General features: G+C 61.6%; 11 protein-coding genes and 1 pseudogene. 6 read left to right on the top strand and 6 right to left on the bottom strand.

The window, feature by feature from the left end; genetic code table 11:
* Nucleotides 1-31: 31 nt before the first annotated feature.
* Together ACZ9IU_RS03890 and ACZ9IU_RS03885 are read right to left on the bottom strand one after the other, a co-directional pair.
* Nucleotides 32-1,129 carry a polyamine ABC transporter substrate-binding protein gene (locus tag ACZ9IU_RS03890; protein WP_038539870.1) on the bottom strand — a complete coding sequence of 366 codons (1,098 nt, stop codon included), beginning with the start codon at nucleotides 1,127-1,129 and terminating at the stop codon, nucleotides 32-34.
* A 123-nt stretch (nucleotides 1,130-1,252) separates the two neighbouring features.
* The gene (locus tag ACZ9IU_RS03885) at nucleotides 1,253-2,671 is read right to left on the bottom strand and encodes a helix-turn-helix domain-containing protein (RefSeq protein WP_038539867.1); all 1,419 of its coding nucleotides are present in this window, start codon (nucleotides 2,669-2,671) and stop codon (nucleotides 1,253-1,255) included.
* A gap of 208 nt (nucleotides 2,672-2,879) precedes the next feature.
* On the opposite strand from ACZ9IU_RS03885, the gene aceA reads away from it, so the two are divergent.
* The gene (aceA, locus tag ACZ9IU_RS03880) at nucleotides 2,880-4,169 is read left to right on the top strand and encodes an isocitrate lyase (RefSeq protein ID WP_038539864.1); all 1,290 of its coding nucleotides are present in this window, start codon (nucleotides 2,880-2,882) and stop codon (nucleotides 4,167-4,169) included.
* 32 nt (nucleotides 4,170-4,201) lie between these two features.
* Nucleotides 4,202-4,441, top strand: coding sequence for an SMc00767 family acetate metabolism repressor (locus ACZ9IU_RS03875; RefSeq protein ID WP_038539861.1), 240 nt, complete (start codon nucleotides 4,202-4,204; stop codon nucleotides 4,439-4,441).
* A 13-nt stretch (nucleotides 4,442-4,454) separates the two neighbouring features.
* Here the strand turns inward: ACZ9IU_RS03875 and ACZ9IU_RS03870 are convergent, their stop codons facing one another.
* From ACZ9IU_RS03870 to ACZ9IU_RS03855, 4 genes are all read right to left on the bottom strand, one after another.
* Nucleotides 4,455-5,318, bottom strand: coding sequence for a LysR family transcriptional regulator (locus ACZ9IU_RS03870; protein WP_038539858.1), 864 nt, complete (start codon nucleotides 5,316-5,318; stop codon nucleotides 4,455-4,457).
* 280 nt (nucleotides 5,319-5,598) lie between these two features.
* A complete protein-coding gene (locus tag ACZ9IU_RS03865) occupies nucleotides 5,599-7,434 on the bottom strand; it encodes a methyl-accepting chemotaxis protein (protein WP_038539855.1) in 1,836 nt (611 codons plus the stop codon).
* 219 nt (nucleotides 7,435-7,653) lie between these two features.
* A complete protein-coding gene (locus ACZ9IU_RS03860; protein ID WP_173426738.1) occupies nucleotides 7,654-7,791 on the bottom strand; it encodes a hypothetical protein in 138 nt (45 codons plus the stop codon).
* A 141-nt stretch (nucleotides 7,792-7,932) separates the two neighbouring features.
* On the bottom strand, nucleotides 7,933-9,114 hold the full coding sequence (locus tag ACZ9IU_RS03855; protein ID WP_038548722.1) for a BaiN/RdsA family NAD(P)/FAD-dependent oxidoreductase: 1,182 nt from the start codon (nucleotides 9,112-9,114) through the stop codon (nucleotides 7,933-7,935).
* 126 nt (nucleotides 9,115-9,240) lie between these two features.
* Here ACZ9IU_RS03855 and ACZ9IU_RS03850 point away from each other — a divergent pair, with 126 nt between their 5' ends.
* From ACZ9IU_RS03850 to pgl, 4 genes and pseudogenes are all read left to right on the top strand, one after another.
* Nucleotides 9,241-10,680, top strand: coding sequence for a glutamine synthetase family protein (locus ACZ9IU_RS03850; protein WP_038539852.1), 1,440 nt, complete (start codon nucleotides 9,241-9,243; stop codon nucleotides 10,678-10,680).
* Nucleotides 10,681-10,690: 10 nt separating this feature from the next.
* Nucleotides 10,691-11,993, top strand: a pseudogene (locus ACZ9IU_RS03845) (NAD(P)/FAD-dependent oxidoreductase).
* Between the two features lie 101 nt (nucleotides 11,994-12,094).
* Nucleotides 12,095-13,567: a glucose-6-phosphate dehydrogenase gene (gene zwf, locus ACZ9IU_RS03840; protein ID WP_038539846.1), complete on the top strand. Its 1,473-nt coding sequence runs from the start codon at nucleotides 12,095-12,097 to the stop codon at nucleotides 13,565-13,567.
* 5 nt (nucleotides 13,568-13,572) lie between these two features.
* The gene (pgl, locus tag ACZ9IU_RS03835; RefSeq protein WP_038539843.1) at nucleotides 13,573-14,271 is read left to right on the top strand and encodes a 6-phosphogluconolactonase; all 699 of its coding nucleotides are present in this window, start codon (nucleotides 13,573-13,575) and stop codon (nucleotides 14,269-14,271) included.
* Nucleotides 14,272-14,301: the final 30 nt, after the last annotated feature.

Here is a 14,301-nt window from a genome sequence, read left to right as displayed (position 1 = left end):
GGGCAGACGTTTCCGCCTGCCCCGCCCTTGATCAGCTACCGGTCTTGATCTGCGTCCAGACCCGGTTCAGGACCCGCTGCTCGCGCGGCCCGTATGGCGAAATGGTGAAGAGCTTCTTGACGACGTCTTCTGGTGGATAGGCGGAGGGATTTTCCAAGACTTCCTTGTCGATGAACTTCTGCGAAGCCAGGTTGCCGTTGGCGTATTGAACGAAGTTGGAAGCCTTGGCGATGACTTCCGGCTTCATCAGGTAATTGATGAAGGCATGCGCCTCGTCGACATGCTTCGCGTCCGCCGGGATCGCGAGGTTGTCGAACCACATATACGTGCCTTCCTTGGGAATGACGAACCGGATCTTGACGCCGTTCTTGGCTTCCTCGGCGCGGGTCTTGGCCTGCAACACGTCGCCCGACCAGCCGATCGTGATGCAGCTGTCGCCATTGGCGAGTTCATCGATATAGGCCGACGAATTGAAGGTCTTCACCGACTTGCGAATTTTCGAGTAGACGGCGCCGCCGGCTTCGAGGTCCTTGGTGTCCTTGCTGTCGGGATTCTTGCCGAGATAGTTCAGCGCGATCGCAAAAGTCTCGTCGGATGCGTCGAGAATGTTGATGCCGCAGGACTTCAGTTTTGCGGCGTTTTCCGGCTTGAAGAGAACATTCCAGCTGTCGATCGGCACGTCGCCGAGTGCGGCCTTCACCTTGTCGACGTTATAGCCGATGCCGGTGGTGCCCCACATGTAGTTGACGGCATACAGATTGCCGGGATCGTATTTCGCCAGCCGCTCGGTAACCACCGGCCACATGTTGGAAAGGTTGGGCAGTTTCGACTTGTCGAGCTTCTGGAACACCTTGGCCTGGATCTGGCGGGCCAGGAACGGGCCGGTCGGCACGACGACATCGTAACCGGAGCCGCCAGCCAGAAGCTTGGTCTCCAGCATCTCGTTGTTGTCGAACACGTCGTAGATGACCTTGATGCCGGTCTCCTTGGTGAAATCCCCCAGGATCGATTCATCGATATAGTCCGACCAGTTGTAGACACGGACTTCACGCTCCTGGGCCAGAGCAGCCGTCGCGGCGAAAGCCGCCGCGGCAACTGCGGCGGCAAGGCTGAGCAAATGACTTTTCATGATCTCTCCTGTTCCAGTTTTGTCTGCGCAATCGTCAAATCGCGCCTAATTCCCTTATATTTTTCGGCGAGAGTAAAAAGTAATTTTACACCCCACAAGGGGGAATGTGCGCCGCCGCAAAACTCATTGGAAATCGAAGGCACTGAGACCGGTCACCATCTCATCCAGACCGAGCGGTCTCGTGACTGGAGGCTCGGCGCGAGAGAGGCAACCCTGCCTTTCGCAGAGCCGGCAGGCGGTGCCGGCAAGCACCGTTCCGACGGCCCCCGGCAGTGCCTCGCCATAGACGGTGTCGCCGCCACTCGACAGATCGCAGCCGAGAAGAATTGCCGTACGGCGGATACGCTCGCCGAATCCCGATTGCGGACCTTCGAGCGTGCGCGACAGCGTCAGGAATGCGGCGCCATCCGGCATCTCGACCCGATCGACGAGAACCTGCCCCGGCTGAAGGAAGGCGGCATGAAGGCCGAGCTTCGGACAGAGCCCGCCGAAACGTGCTTGCGGGAACCCTTGCGCACCGGCACGGCGGATGGCGTTACCGGCGTGATCGACTTCCATCAGGAAAAACGGAATGCCCGGCGTGCCGGTCCGGGCAAGCGATGTCAGCCGGTTGGCGGCCTGCTCGAACGACACGTCGAAACGGGAGCGCAATACGTCGAGGTCGTATCGGGCACGCTGGGCCGCCGTGAGAAAAGCCCCATAAGGCATCATCAGCGCATGGGCGGCATAACGGGCGAGCTCGAAGCGGCCGATGCGACGCGCCTCGTTGGTGGAAAGTTTTAGATCATCGAGTTCGGCGGCGATCTCCTGGCCCAATGCAAGCAGCGCCACTTCCATGGCAAGCTCGCGCGTCCGGTCGAAGGGCGAGAGCCGTTCTGACAGAAACAGCCGCATGGAATGGCGGTCGTACCGCCGGCGCAGGTTCGGCATGGTATGAACCGGCAGCGTACGCACCACGATGCCGTGCTCGTTCTTCGCCCAGGCCTTCAAGGCACTAGGCAGTTCGTCGCCGGTCCCTAGCCTAGCGACGAAGGTTTCGGCCGCGTCCTCGATGCGCGCGAAAAAGTTGGGGCGGCGCTGCAGCGTCTCGCGCACCTCGTCGATCGGCAGGCGCGTGCCGGCGATCGAGGTCTCGTGACCCTCGCGGGCCAGCAGATCGGAAAGATCGGAAAGCCGGGCCGCTTGCTCGCGATAAGCGCGATAGAGCTTCATCAGCCCCAGCGCCGCGTTGGGGGCGGCTTCCGCCACCTCGATGATTTCCTGATCCCCCGGGATCTCGCCCGCCAGCAGCGGATCGGCGAACACCTCGCGCAGCCGCCCCGCAAGGCCGCCACCTTCCCCCTGCAGCGTATCGAGATCGACCTTGTAGACCGAGGCAAGCTTCAAGAGGAGCTGGACCGTGAGCGGCCGCTGGTTGCGCTCGATGAGGTTGAGATAGGAGGGCGAAATGCCGAGCGCTTCGGCCATGGCCGTCTGGGTGAGCCCAAGCCCCAATCGCACCCGCCGTACCCGCGGGCCGGCAAAAATCTTTCGCTCCGCCACTTTTGTCACCGCTTTTACAAAATCGGCCAGCTCGCCGCATTTACCATTGTGACATCTTCACAGAACCCTTTGTGAAAGACAAGACAACCTAACCCCTTTCATACCCTCAATTCTGTATCTTTTCTGGCAGTGCAGCATTCTTTTCTGTAAATTCAGTCACATCAAAAGCGCCATATCTTGGCTCGCCGATTTACATAGGAGGAAAGCAATGACAGAGTTTTACACGCTGGTTCCAGGCGCTCAAAAAGGGCGTTTCGAGGGTGTCGAACGCCCTTACTCCACCGAGGACGTGAAGCGGCTGCGCGGTTCGGCCGAGATCCGTTATTCGCTTGCCGAGATGGGCGCCAACCGGCTGTGGTCGCTGCTGCACCGCGAAGACTTCGTCAACGCGCTCGGCGCGATGACCGGCAACCAGGCCATGCAGCAGGTCCGCGCCGGGCTGAAGGCAATCTACCTCTCCGGGTGGCAGGTCGCGGCCGACGCCAATACCGCATCCGCCATGTATCCGGACCAGTCGCTCTATCCGGCCAATGCGGCACCGGAACTGGCGCGGCGCATCAACCGCACCCTGCAGCGTGCCGACCAGATTGAGACCGCCGAAGGCAAGGGTCTTTCGGTCGAGACCTGGTTCGCGCCGATCGTTGCGGATGCGGAAGCCGGGTTCGGCGGGCCGCTCAACGCCTTCGAGATCATGAAGGCATTCATCGAGGCGGGCGCCGCCGGCGTCCATTACGAAGACCAGCTCGCATCGGAAAAGAAGTGCGGCCATCTCGGCGGCAAGGTGCTGATCCCGACCGCCGCACATATTCGCAACCTGACGGCCGCGCGGCTTGCCGCCGACGTCATGGGCACGCCGACGCTGGTGATTGCCCGCACCGATGCAGAAGCGGCCAAGCTGCTCACCTCGGATATCGACGAGCGCGACCAGCCCTTCGTCGACTACGATGCCGGCCGGACAGTGGAGGGCTTCTACCAGGTCACGAACGGGCTCGAACCCTGCATCGCCCGCGCCGTCGCCTATGCGCCCTATTGCGATCTCATCTGGTGCGAAACCTCGAAGCCGGATCTCGAACAGGCCCGTCGGTTTGCGGAAGGGGTCCACAAGGCGCATCCCGGCAAGATGCTCGCCTATAACTGCTCGCCGTCGTTCAACTGGAAAAAGAACCTCGACGACGCGACGATCGCCAAGTTCCAGCGGGAACTGGGTGCGATGGGCTACAAGTTCCAGTTCATCACGCTCGCCGGTTTCCACCAGCTGAATTTTGGCATGTTCGAGCTCGCCCGTGGCTACAAGGACCGCCAGATGGCGGCCTATTCGGAGCTGCAGGAGGCGGAATTCGCCGCCGAGATCAACGGTTATACCGCCACCAAACATCAGCGCGAGGTCGGCACCGGCTATTTCGACGCTGTCTCCGTGGCAATTACCGGCGGACTTTCGTCCACCACCGCAATGAAGGAATCCACGGAGCACGACCAATTCCGGCCGGCTGCGGAATAAGCCTGAACCCCATCACAAGGAGGAGAACCGACATGAACATCCAGACCCACGTCAAGGAACGCGCAGAAGAGCAGTCGACGGCGATGACGCCCGACCAGCAGGCAGCGATCCGCACGCTTGCCAACGATCTGCACCGCCTCAACCATGCAATCATGAAGGCGGTCGAGGCCGGGGTTTCGGTGGAGCTCGTCCGTTCCGCCCGGCACCACGGCGGCGGCGGTCATTGGGGCGACCTGATGATCCCGGTCGTCGTCACCAACCGGATGCAGTGATCGAAAGACAGGTTTAAGGCTGGCGGCCTGCGAAAAGCGGGCCGTGGCCGCGGACGAACTTCACCATCCGATCGACCACCGCGCGGATATCCCGGCGGTGGCGATCGTCGTTGTTCATGACGATCCACTGATTGTGGCGCAGGCTTTCGATCTCTCCTCCGACACGCTCCAGCCGCATGTCCTGATCGCCGACGAAACAGGGCAGGACTGCGGTCCCTGCGCCGCCAAGTGCCAGATCGCGCAGAGAACGCGGGCGGTTGACGGTGACGACCACCTGACCTCCCCGTTCCTGATGCGGCCAGCGCAAATAGGCGGAAATCGCGTCCTCCTCCGAGACCGCAAGCCAGCGTTCGGCAGCCGAGGGATGGGCGTTGCGGGCCCGATAGGCCGCATAGGCGACCTCGCCGAGCCTGGTCGCCGCAAGGTTCGGCTCGTCCGGTTCGAACGCGCGGATGCCGATGTCACTTTCCCGATGCGCAAGGCTCGCTCGTCGCTCGGCAACATAGAAATCGAGGCGGAAACCGTCCCGTTCGGTGCGGATGAGCGATAGATTACGCGTGAACATCCAGGCGAGCCAAGTGCCGCAGGCAACCCTTACCAGCGTGGAACCGGCGCCTTCCCGTTTCCAGCTTTCGATGCGCCGGGCAGCGCCTTCCATCTCCAGGATCTGGGCAAACAAGGCAGATCCATCGGCGGTCAGCTGATAGCCGGTACGGCTGCGCAGGAACAGGGCGCGCCCGATCGCCTCCTCGAGATCGAGCATCCGCCGACCGACCGTCGCAGGGCTGAGACCGGTGACGCCCGAGGCCCCGGACAGTCCGCCGAGGCGCGAGACCTGCATAAAAAGCTCGTAGGCATCCCAGTTGGCGTTTTTCATCAGTGAAAAGCATAGCCGGAATCTGACGGTACAAGAAGCAGTTTTTGAGGTTTAATAAAGGAGACGATTTCCACAAACGGAGGAACTCCGATGTATGAGAACATCGTCGCAGCTGCCTTTTCCTATCCCTTTGGAACAAAGTCCGTCCGTCGCGATATTGCCGCGGAAAACGATTTCTATGAACGTTACGCCCAGCCCTATCCGAGCTGGTTCGCTGACCTGCTACGGCTCAGGAGCAGACGTAAAGGCGGCGTCACCCCTACTTTGACACCCGCAAATATTACGCAGCGCGAGAATAACGGGAACGACTGCTCGTATCGATGCGGAACTGCTCTACCAGTTCAAGCAGGGCATCCGCTTCGCTTGCAAGGCGTCGGCTCGCTTCCGTGGTTTCGCCGACCATCGCGCCGTTCTGCTGGGTCATCTGGTCCATGCGGTTGACGGAGTTGTTGATGTCCTGCAATGCGGCCGACTGATCCTGGCTGGCGGTCGCGATCATTTCCACGTGCTGGCTGACGCCGGTGATCTGCTGGCTGATCGCCGCCAGCACTTCGCCCGCCTCCTGCACCAGGCCGGCACCAGAGCCGACCTCCCGGCTCGACTGGGTGATCAGGTCCTTGATTTCCTTGGCGGCACTGGCGGAACGTTGCGCCAGTTCGCGAACTTCCTGCGCCACGACGGCAAAACCCTTGCCGGCCTCGCCGGCACGGGCCGCCTCGATGCCGGCGTTGAGCGCCAACAGGTTGGTCTGGAAAGCGATGTCGTCGATCACCTCGATGATCAACTCGATCTTTCCCGAAGCCTCCTCGATGCGTCCCATGGCGCCGACCGCATTGCTCACCACCGTGCCGGAACTGTCGGCACTTTTCTTGGTGAGCGAAACGGCGCGGTTGGCCTCGTGGGCGCGTTCGGCCGAAGAACGGACCGTTGCGGTGATCTCATCAACGGCGGCGGCCGTCTCTTCGAGGGAAGCTGCCTGGGTTTCGGTGCGTCGCGAAAGCTCTTCCGAGGAATGGCTGAGATCGGCACTGCTCTTCTGGATGGAGAGCGTGCTTTGGCGGATGTGAGAAAGCGTATCGCGCAGCCGGATGATAGAGCCATTGAAGTCGGTGCGAAGTTGTTCCAGCCGACCGGAGAACTGCGTCTCGATCGTGCTCGACAGATCGCCATCAGCTAGGCGGGCCAAAGCCGCACCCAATTCGCTGACGGCCGTATCGATCTGACGGTCGACACGTTGTTTTTCGGCATCGTTGCGAAGGCGTTCGGCCTCCGCTTCGGCGCGATCCTCGGCACTGCGGCTTTCCATCTGTTGCTTCTCACGCGCCGCTTCCCGGAAGACTTCCAAGGCGCGGGCGATATTGCCGAATTCGTTGCGGCGTTCAGCATAGGGTATTTCGGTGGCGTCATTGCCTTGGGCAAGCGCATGTACAGTGCCGGTCAGCACGCCGAGCGGCCGGAGCAGCATACGAAGGGCGAACAGGCTTGCGATGCCGACGACGAGGAGAGCGGCGAGCGACGTGCCGATGACGACGTAGCCCGCGGTAGCGATATGGGCGAAATAGACTTCCATCGGAATGCCTATGAAAAGCAGACCGGTGACGCCGTTCGAAGCATTGGTGATCGGGAAATAACCCGTCATGAAATCCTTGCCGAACAACACTGCGGGACCGAAATAAGCCTCTCCGCGCGCCAGAAACGGCTGCGCTGGGTGCTCCGCGGCAAGCTTGGTACCGACCGCCCGCTCGCCCTTTTCCGTCTTCACATTGGTCGATATCCGGACATAGTCAGTACCCTTCTTTTCGAACAGGGTTGCGACGCCGCCGATGGCAGTTGCCGTACGATCGACCATGTCATGATCTTTCACCGTCCCCTCGCCTTGGCTGACACGGATGACCGCGCCGTCGCGGATCTCGCTTTTGGCGCCATCCAGTTCAAGATCGTAAAGCAGGCTCATGGTGCGTATCGCCTTGCGCGCATCTCCTCTCGCCGTGTCCATGATATCGCCGCGCAAGTAGGCATAGGTGAGACCGCCAACGGCCATCACCGCGAGGAAGATCATCAAGAGGCAGAGAAGAACGATCCGCGATACCACGGATGACGGCAGGATTTTGATCATAAAAGGCCAGCTTCCCCACAAAACTATGAACTGACCGAATATCGCTGGCGGAAGTGAAAAATTACTAAATTTGAATGTATTGAATTAAAGAGGCCGCCGAGGTGCGGAGCTGACGCAAACCGTAGGTCGGAAATGCGCGGAATAAACCGCCAGCGCTCGCGAGCGTGGCTTAAGACCGCCGCCATTCAGGCGCGCGATAAGATCGAAGAGCGGAAGCTCTTAGAAGAAAAGCGTCGGAAGCGCGAGGAGCGCGGCCGTTGCACCGACGGCGATCGCGAGAAAACGCAGGCGAATGAGCTTCTGGTTATCCTGAACCTTAGCGATTGCGATTGCGCGGGCACGGCTGGGTCTCTGCATGGAAACGGCACTCCAAGGCAAGTTGCTCTGGCGCTCCAGCCGCCACCGGCAGGAAGCGCATGCCTGCCTTAAACCACAGGAATTGGCTGGCATTAAGGCAGGATGGGGCGCTCACATTAACAACTGCTGAATCAACTTATACTACAATGCGTCCCCACAAACATGGCCCGAAGCCCAGGCCCATTGGAAATTGTAGCCGCCGAGCCAGCCGGTCACATCCACGCATTCGCCGATGAAATAAAGGCCAGGCATTGCCTTTGCCTGCATTGTCTTCGAGTCCAGTTCGGACGTATCGATGCCGCCGAGCGTCACCTCGGCCGTCCGGTAACCTTCGGAGCCGGCGGGCCGGATGGGCCAGGTCTGGATCGAGGCGGCCAGGCCCTCGATCGCCTTGTCGGGCAGATCGGCGAGGTGGGCTGTCAGGCCGCGCGCCTCGACGAAGAATTGCGCCAGCCGTTTCGGCAGCACCTCCGCCAGCACCGTCTGCGCCGCCTGGCGACCGTTGACCTTGCGGGCGGTCTTGAGGATCGCTGCGATATCGAGGTCGGGTTCGATGATCAGCGTCACGTCATCCCCTTCGCGCCAATAGGACGAGATCTGCAGGATCGACGGACCACTCAGGCCACGATGCGTAAAGAGCAGCGCCTCGCGGAAGGCAGTCCTGCCGTGGCGGACCTCCGCCGGTACCGAGATGCCGGAAAGCGGCGAGAGCTTTTCGAGCAGGTTCGGGTCGAGCGTCAGGGGCACGAGCGCCGGCCGCGTCTCGACGATCTTCAGGCCAAACTGCCGGGCGATATCGTAGGCAAAACCGGTGGCGCCCATCTTGGGGATCGACTTGCCGCCGGTCGCAACCACCAGGGATGCCGCCTCCACCGGTCCATCGGAGGTGCCGATGCGGAAACCTTCTGGCGTCTTCTCGATCGACGTGACCTGCTTCTGCAGTTCAAGCACCACATTCGCCGCCTTCATCTCGGACAGCAGCATGCGGATAATGTCCTTGGCGCTGTCGTCGCAGAAGAGCTGGCCGAGCGTCTTTTCGTGCCAAGGAATGCCGTGGCGTTCGACCATGTCCAGAAAATCGCGCGGCGTGTACCGGGCGAGCGCCGACTTGGCGAAATGCGGGTTGGCGGAGAGGTAGTTCTTGGCGGTCGCGTGGATATTGGTGAAGTTGCAGCGTCCGCCGCCGGAAATGCGGATCTTTTCGCCCGGCGCCTTGGCGTGGTCTAGCACGAGCACCGAACGGCCGCGCCCGCCTGCGCGGACGGCGCACATCATGCCAGCCCCGCCGGCGCCCAAAACCACCACATCGAATTTCCGCGTCACCGCATGCTCCCTGTTTCGATATCTGCTGTTTTCGATCGGCAACTCAAAGTCAATGGCGTCTCCCCCTCGCCATTCGTCAATCCGTGGTTATGATGGAACATCCGATCAACCTCACCCCGATGTGTCATGCCGCGCAAAAAAAACGCTCCCGCCCTCGCAACCGGCACCGTGGCGAAAGCCGCGACCGCCCAGCCGACGCTCACTTCGCTCAGAGGGGTCGGGGACTGGCGGGAGGCCGCCGCGTGGCTTCGGGCTCGAGGGATAGAGGATATCGAGTGCATCACGCCCGATCTCGCCGGCGTGCCGCGCGGCAAGATGATGCCGTCTTCGAAGTTCACCTCGAATACCTCGCTCGCGCTGCCGTCGGCCCTCTACCGGCACACCATTTCCGGCGAATACCCGGAAGAGACCGGCACCTTCCGCTACGAGCCGCGCGACAGCGATTTGAAGCTGGTGCCGGATCTTTCGACGCTTTCGGTTGTACCCTGGGAAACCGACCCGACCGCACAGGTGATCTGCGACATCGTCGATACCGAAGGCAAGGCGGTTCCCTATACGCCGCGCAACGTGCTGAAGAACATCCTCAAACTCTATGAGGAGCGGGGCTGGAAACCGGTCGTGGCGCCGGAAATCGAATTTTATCTTGTCGCCAAGAACGACGACCCGGACTATCCGCTGCATCCGCCGAAAGGCCGGTCCGGCCGCTCCATCCTCGGCGGCCAGGGTTATTCGATCGCCGGCATCAACGAATTCGACGAGCTGATCGACGACATCTACCATTTCTCGGAAAAGCAGGGCCTCGAGATCGATACGCTGATCCACGAGGAAGGCCCGGCGCAGCTCGAAATCAACCTGCGCCATGGCGATCCTATCGAACTCGCCGACCAGGTGTTCATGTTCAAGCGCACCATCCGCGAGGCGGCCATGAAACACGGCATCTACGCCACGTTCATGGCCAAGCCCATGCAGGGCCAGGCGGGTTCGGCAATGCACATCCACCAGTCGGTGGTCGACATCAAGACCGGCAAGAACGTCTTCTCGAACCCGGACGGTTCGGCTTCCAAGGAATTTTTCCACTTCATCGGCGGCATGCAGACCTATGTGCCGAAGACGCTCGCCATGATGGCCCCCTATGTGAACTCCTACCGCCGCCTGACGCCCGACATGTCGGCGCCGGTCAACAATGCCTGGGGTTACGACAACCGGACCACCGCCTTCCGCGTGCCGGTCTCGGATGCGAATGCCCGCCGCGTGGAAAACCGCCTGCCAAGCTCGGACGCCAATCCCTATCTGGCGCTTGCGGCCTCACTCGGCTGCGGCCTGCTCGGCATCATGAACGCGATCGAGCCGGGACCGCCGACCGAGGATACAGCCAACGAGGGGTCGATCGAACTGCCGCGCGGCCTGCTCGAAGCCGTGTCGCTGCTCGAATCCGATCCGGCGCTTGCCAGCGTCTTCAGCTCGGAATTCATCGGCCTCTATGCGGGCGTCAAGCGCGGCGAATTCGAGACCTTCATGCAGGTTATCAGCCCCTGGGAGCGGGAATTCCTGCTTCTCAACGTGTGAGGGCTGCTCCTTGGATGAATGGCAGAGCCCGATCGCACCGGGGATTTCCTGGTATCAGGCAACAGTCGGCGAGCGGCCGATCTATCCGGCGCTCGACGGATCGAAGACGGTCGACGTGGCGGTCATCGGCGGCGGCTATACCGGCCTGCAGGCAGCCTATAATCTGGCAGAAGCCGGCATCTCCGTCGCACTGATCGAGGCCAACCGGTTCGGCGACGGCGCCTCCGGCCGCAATGGCGGACAGATGGGTACCGGGCAGCGCTGGTGGCCGGAGGATCTTGAAAAGGAGATCGGCTACGAGCGCTCCAGAGCACTGTTCGACATGGCCGAAAACGCCAAGCGGCATCTCCTCGACTTTGCCGAGATCCACGGCATCGACATGGAGTACATGCCGGGACAGATGAACGTTTCCCACAAACGGGGCCACGAGAAGGATTATCGGGCGACCGCCGAGATCGCCGCGGAGCGTTACGGTTATCCGCACATCTCCTTCATGGATGGCCAGGAGACTGCCGAGCGGCTCGGCACGAAAGATTATTATTGCGGGGTGCGCGATACCGGCACCGGCCATATCCATCCGCTGAAGCTGCTGGTCGGACTTGCCGCGGGTGGCGCAGGCGGCCGGTGCGCAGATTTTCGAGATGACCCGAGCGACGGGCATCGAGAAAACGAGAAACGGACCCGGCGGCAAGATCCTGGTCCGGACGCCCAAGGGCACGCTGACTGCAGATCGGGTGCTGATCGCCACCAATGCCTATATTGGCGATCTCGAACCGGTTACATCCGCGCATATCATGCCGATCGGCTCCTTCATCGCCGCGACCGCGCCGCTCGACGATTTTCCGGGCGTCCTTCCCGGTGGCGAGGCCGTTGCTGATTCGCGGTTCGTGGTGCGGTATTTCCGCAAGAGCCGCGACAACCGACTGCTGTTCGGCGGTCGCGAGGTCTATACCTCGAGCAATCCGGCGGACACGGCCAATGCCATCCGCAAGCAGATCGTCGATACCTATCCGGCGCTGAAAGGCGTTGAAATCACCCATGCCTGGGGCGGAAATGTCGGGATCACCATGCCGCGCCAGCCTTTCGTGCGCGAAGTCATGCCCGGCGTCACCTCGATCGGCGGTTATTCAGGCCATGGTGTGATGCTGTCAAACTATTGTGGCAAACTTTATGCTGATATGGTCGGCGGCAAGGCGACGGATCTCGACCACCTCGCCGCACTCAAAATTCCCGCCTTCCCAGGCGGGCGTCACATGCGGACCCCACTGCTTTTCCTCGCCCTCACGTGGTTTGCGCTGCGCGACAGGCTCTGACAAGCGGGGTCCGCAACACACTTCGGAAGCCAATTCGGGCTAGCGTTTTTAAATCGATTAGAATAAGTATGCACCCAACCATGCAGGACGAAAGAACAGCGATGAGCAGCCAGATCATCCCAGTTGAACCCTTTGATTGTATCGTGTTCGGCGGTACCGGCGACCTTGCGGAACGCAAGCTCCTTCCGGCCCTCTACCACCGGCAGATCGAGGGGCAGTTCACCGAGCCAACCCGCATCATCGGCGCCTCGCGCAGCGCGCTTTCGCACGAGGATTACCGCAAGTTCGCCCAGGATGCCCTGAAAGAGCATCTGAAGCAGGGCGAATACGACGAAGCGGAAGTCCAGAAATTCCTCCAGCGGATCTATTACATCTCGGTCGATGCAAAGGCCGAAGGAGGCTGGGCGGAACTGAAGAAACTGCTCGACGATGGCAAGGAGCGTATCCGCGTCTTCTATCTGGCCGTGGCGCCGGGTATTTTCGGCCCGATTTCCGAAAAGATCCGTGACCACAAGCTGATCACCAGGTCGACCCGCATCGTCGTCGAAAAGCCGATCGGCCGCGACCTCGCATCGGCGCTGCAGCTCAACGACATGATCGGCAAGGCCTTCCACGAAGACCAGATCTTCCGCATCGACCACTATCTCGGCAAGGAGACGGTGCAGAACCTGATGGCGCTGCGCTTCGCCAACGCGCTTTATGAGCCGCTGTGGAACGCCGACCATATCGACCACGTGCAGATCACGGTCGCCGAAGCCGTCGGCCTCGAAGGCCGCGCCGGTTATTACGACACGGCGGGTGCGCTCCGCGACATGGTGCAGAACCACATTCTGCAGCTCCTCTGCCTTGTCGCCATGGAAGTGCCCTCCTCGATGAATTCGGAATCGGTGCGCGACGAAAAGCTCAAGGTGCTGCGCGCCCTGAAGCCGATCACCGAGGCCAATGTCGAGCAGATGACGGTGCGAGGCCAGTACCGCGCCGGCGCATCCGCGGGCGGTCCGGTCAAGGGTTATCTCGATGAACTCGAAGGCGGCGTTTCCAACACCGAGACCTTCGTCGCCATCAAGGCCGAGATCGGCAACTGGCGTTGGGCCGGCGTTCCCTTCTACATCCGCACCGGCAAGCGGCTTGCAGCGCGCATGTCCGAGATCGTCATCACCTTCAAGCCGATCCCGCACAATATCTTCGACGCGGCTGCCGGTCGCATTTCGGCCAACCAACTGATCATCCGCCTGCAGCCGGACGAAGGCGTCAAGCAGTCGCTGATGATTAAGGATCCGGGCCCTGGCGGGATGCGGCTGCGCAATGTGTCGCTCGACATGAGCTTTGCGGAAGCCTTCTCGGTGCGCAATCCGGATGCCTACGAGCGCCTGCTCACCGACACGATCCGCTCCAACCAGACGCTGTTCATGCGCCGCGACGAGGTGGAAGCCGCATGGCGCTGGGTGGATCCGATCCTCAAAGGCTGGGAAGCGGCCGGCCAGCAGGTGCAGGGTTACACCGCCGGCACCTGGGGTCCGAGCCAGGCCATCGCCCTCATCGAGCGCGACGGCCGGACATGGCATGAGGGTTGAGGGTCATGACCGCGAAGATGCATGAATTTGCGGATGCCGCAGCCCTCGCCGCCAGCCTGGCGGACGAGGTTGCGGCACAGCTTGAAACCGCTATCCGCGACCGCGGCACCGCCTCGATCGCGGTTTCGGGCGGTTCGACGCCGAAGAAGTTCTTCGAGGCACTGGCGACCCGTGATATCGACTGGGGCAAGGTTTCGGTGACGCTGGTCGACGAACGGTTCGTGCCAGCGGACAGCCCGCGTTCCAACCACCTCCTGGTGTCAACGCATCTTCTGAAGGACAAGGCGGCGGCGGCGCATTTCATCCCGCTCTACTACGAGGCGCCGTCGATCGATGAAGCGGCCGTGATCGCGACCGAAAAGACCGCCGGTATCGGCCATCCTTTCGACGTGGCGATCCTCGGCATGGGCGGCGACGGCCACACGGCATCCTTTTTCCCGCATGGGAATAATCTTGCCCGGGCACTCGATCTTTCCGGGCCGCGCGGCGTTCTGACGATGCAGGCGGAAGGTGCCGGCGAAGAGCGACTGACCTTCTCGTTCGCCAGCCTTTCGGACGCTCGGTTCCTGGCGCTGCATATCGAAGGCCAGGGCAAGAAGGACGTGCTCGAAGCGGCAAAGGCCGGCTCCGACGAAACGGACATGCCGATCCGCGCCGTGCTCAACCGCGCCGCATCGCCGCTGCAGATTTTCTGGGCGCCCTAAAGCGCCGACTTTTCAACGCGAGCAATCCCG

The organism is Mesorhizobium sp. USDA 4132, from assembly GCF_056279545.1.
The sequence above is the reverse complement of the archived record's forward strand: the minus strand, read 5'-3'. Positions and strand labels throughout refer to the sequence as shown.

Coding starts and splice junctions, on each gene's coding strand:
- aceA (WP_038539864.1), top strand. CDS start 2,880: ATGACAGAGTTTTACACGCTGGTTCCAGGCGCTCAAAAAGGGCGTTTC.
- zwf (WP_038539846.1), top strand. CDS start 12,095: ATGAGCAGCCAGATCATCCCAGTTGAACCCTTTGATTGTATCGTGTTC.
- ACZ9IU_RS03890 (WP_038539870.1), bottom strand. CDS start 1,129: ATGAAAAGTCATTTGCTCAGCCTTGCCGCCGCAGTTGCCGCGGCGGCT.
- ACZ9IU_RS03870 (WP_038539858.1), bottom strand. CDS start 5,318: ATGAAAAACGCCAACTGGGATGCCTACGAGCTTTTTATGCAGGTCTCG.
- ACZ9IU_RS03850 (WP_038539852.1), top strand. CDS start 9,241: ATGCCGCGCAAAAAAAACGCTCCCGCCCTCGCAACCGGCACCGTGGCG.
- ACZ9IU_RS03865 (WP_038539855.1), bottom strand. CDS start 7,434: ATGATCAAAATCCTGCCGTCATCCGTGGTATCGCGGATCGTTCTTCTC.
- ACZ9IU_RS03875 (WP_038539861.1), top strand. CDS start 4,202: ATGAACATCCAGACCCACGTCAAGGAACGCGCAGAAGAGCAGTCGACG.
- ACZ9IU_RS03860 (WP_173426738.1), bottom strand. CDS start 7,791: ATGCAGAGACCCAGCCGTGCCCGCGCAATCGCAATCGCTAAGGTTCAG.
- pgl (WP_038539843.1), top strand. CDS start 13,573: ATGACCGCGAAGATGCATGAATTTGCGGATGCCGCAGCCCTCGCCGCC.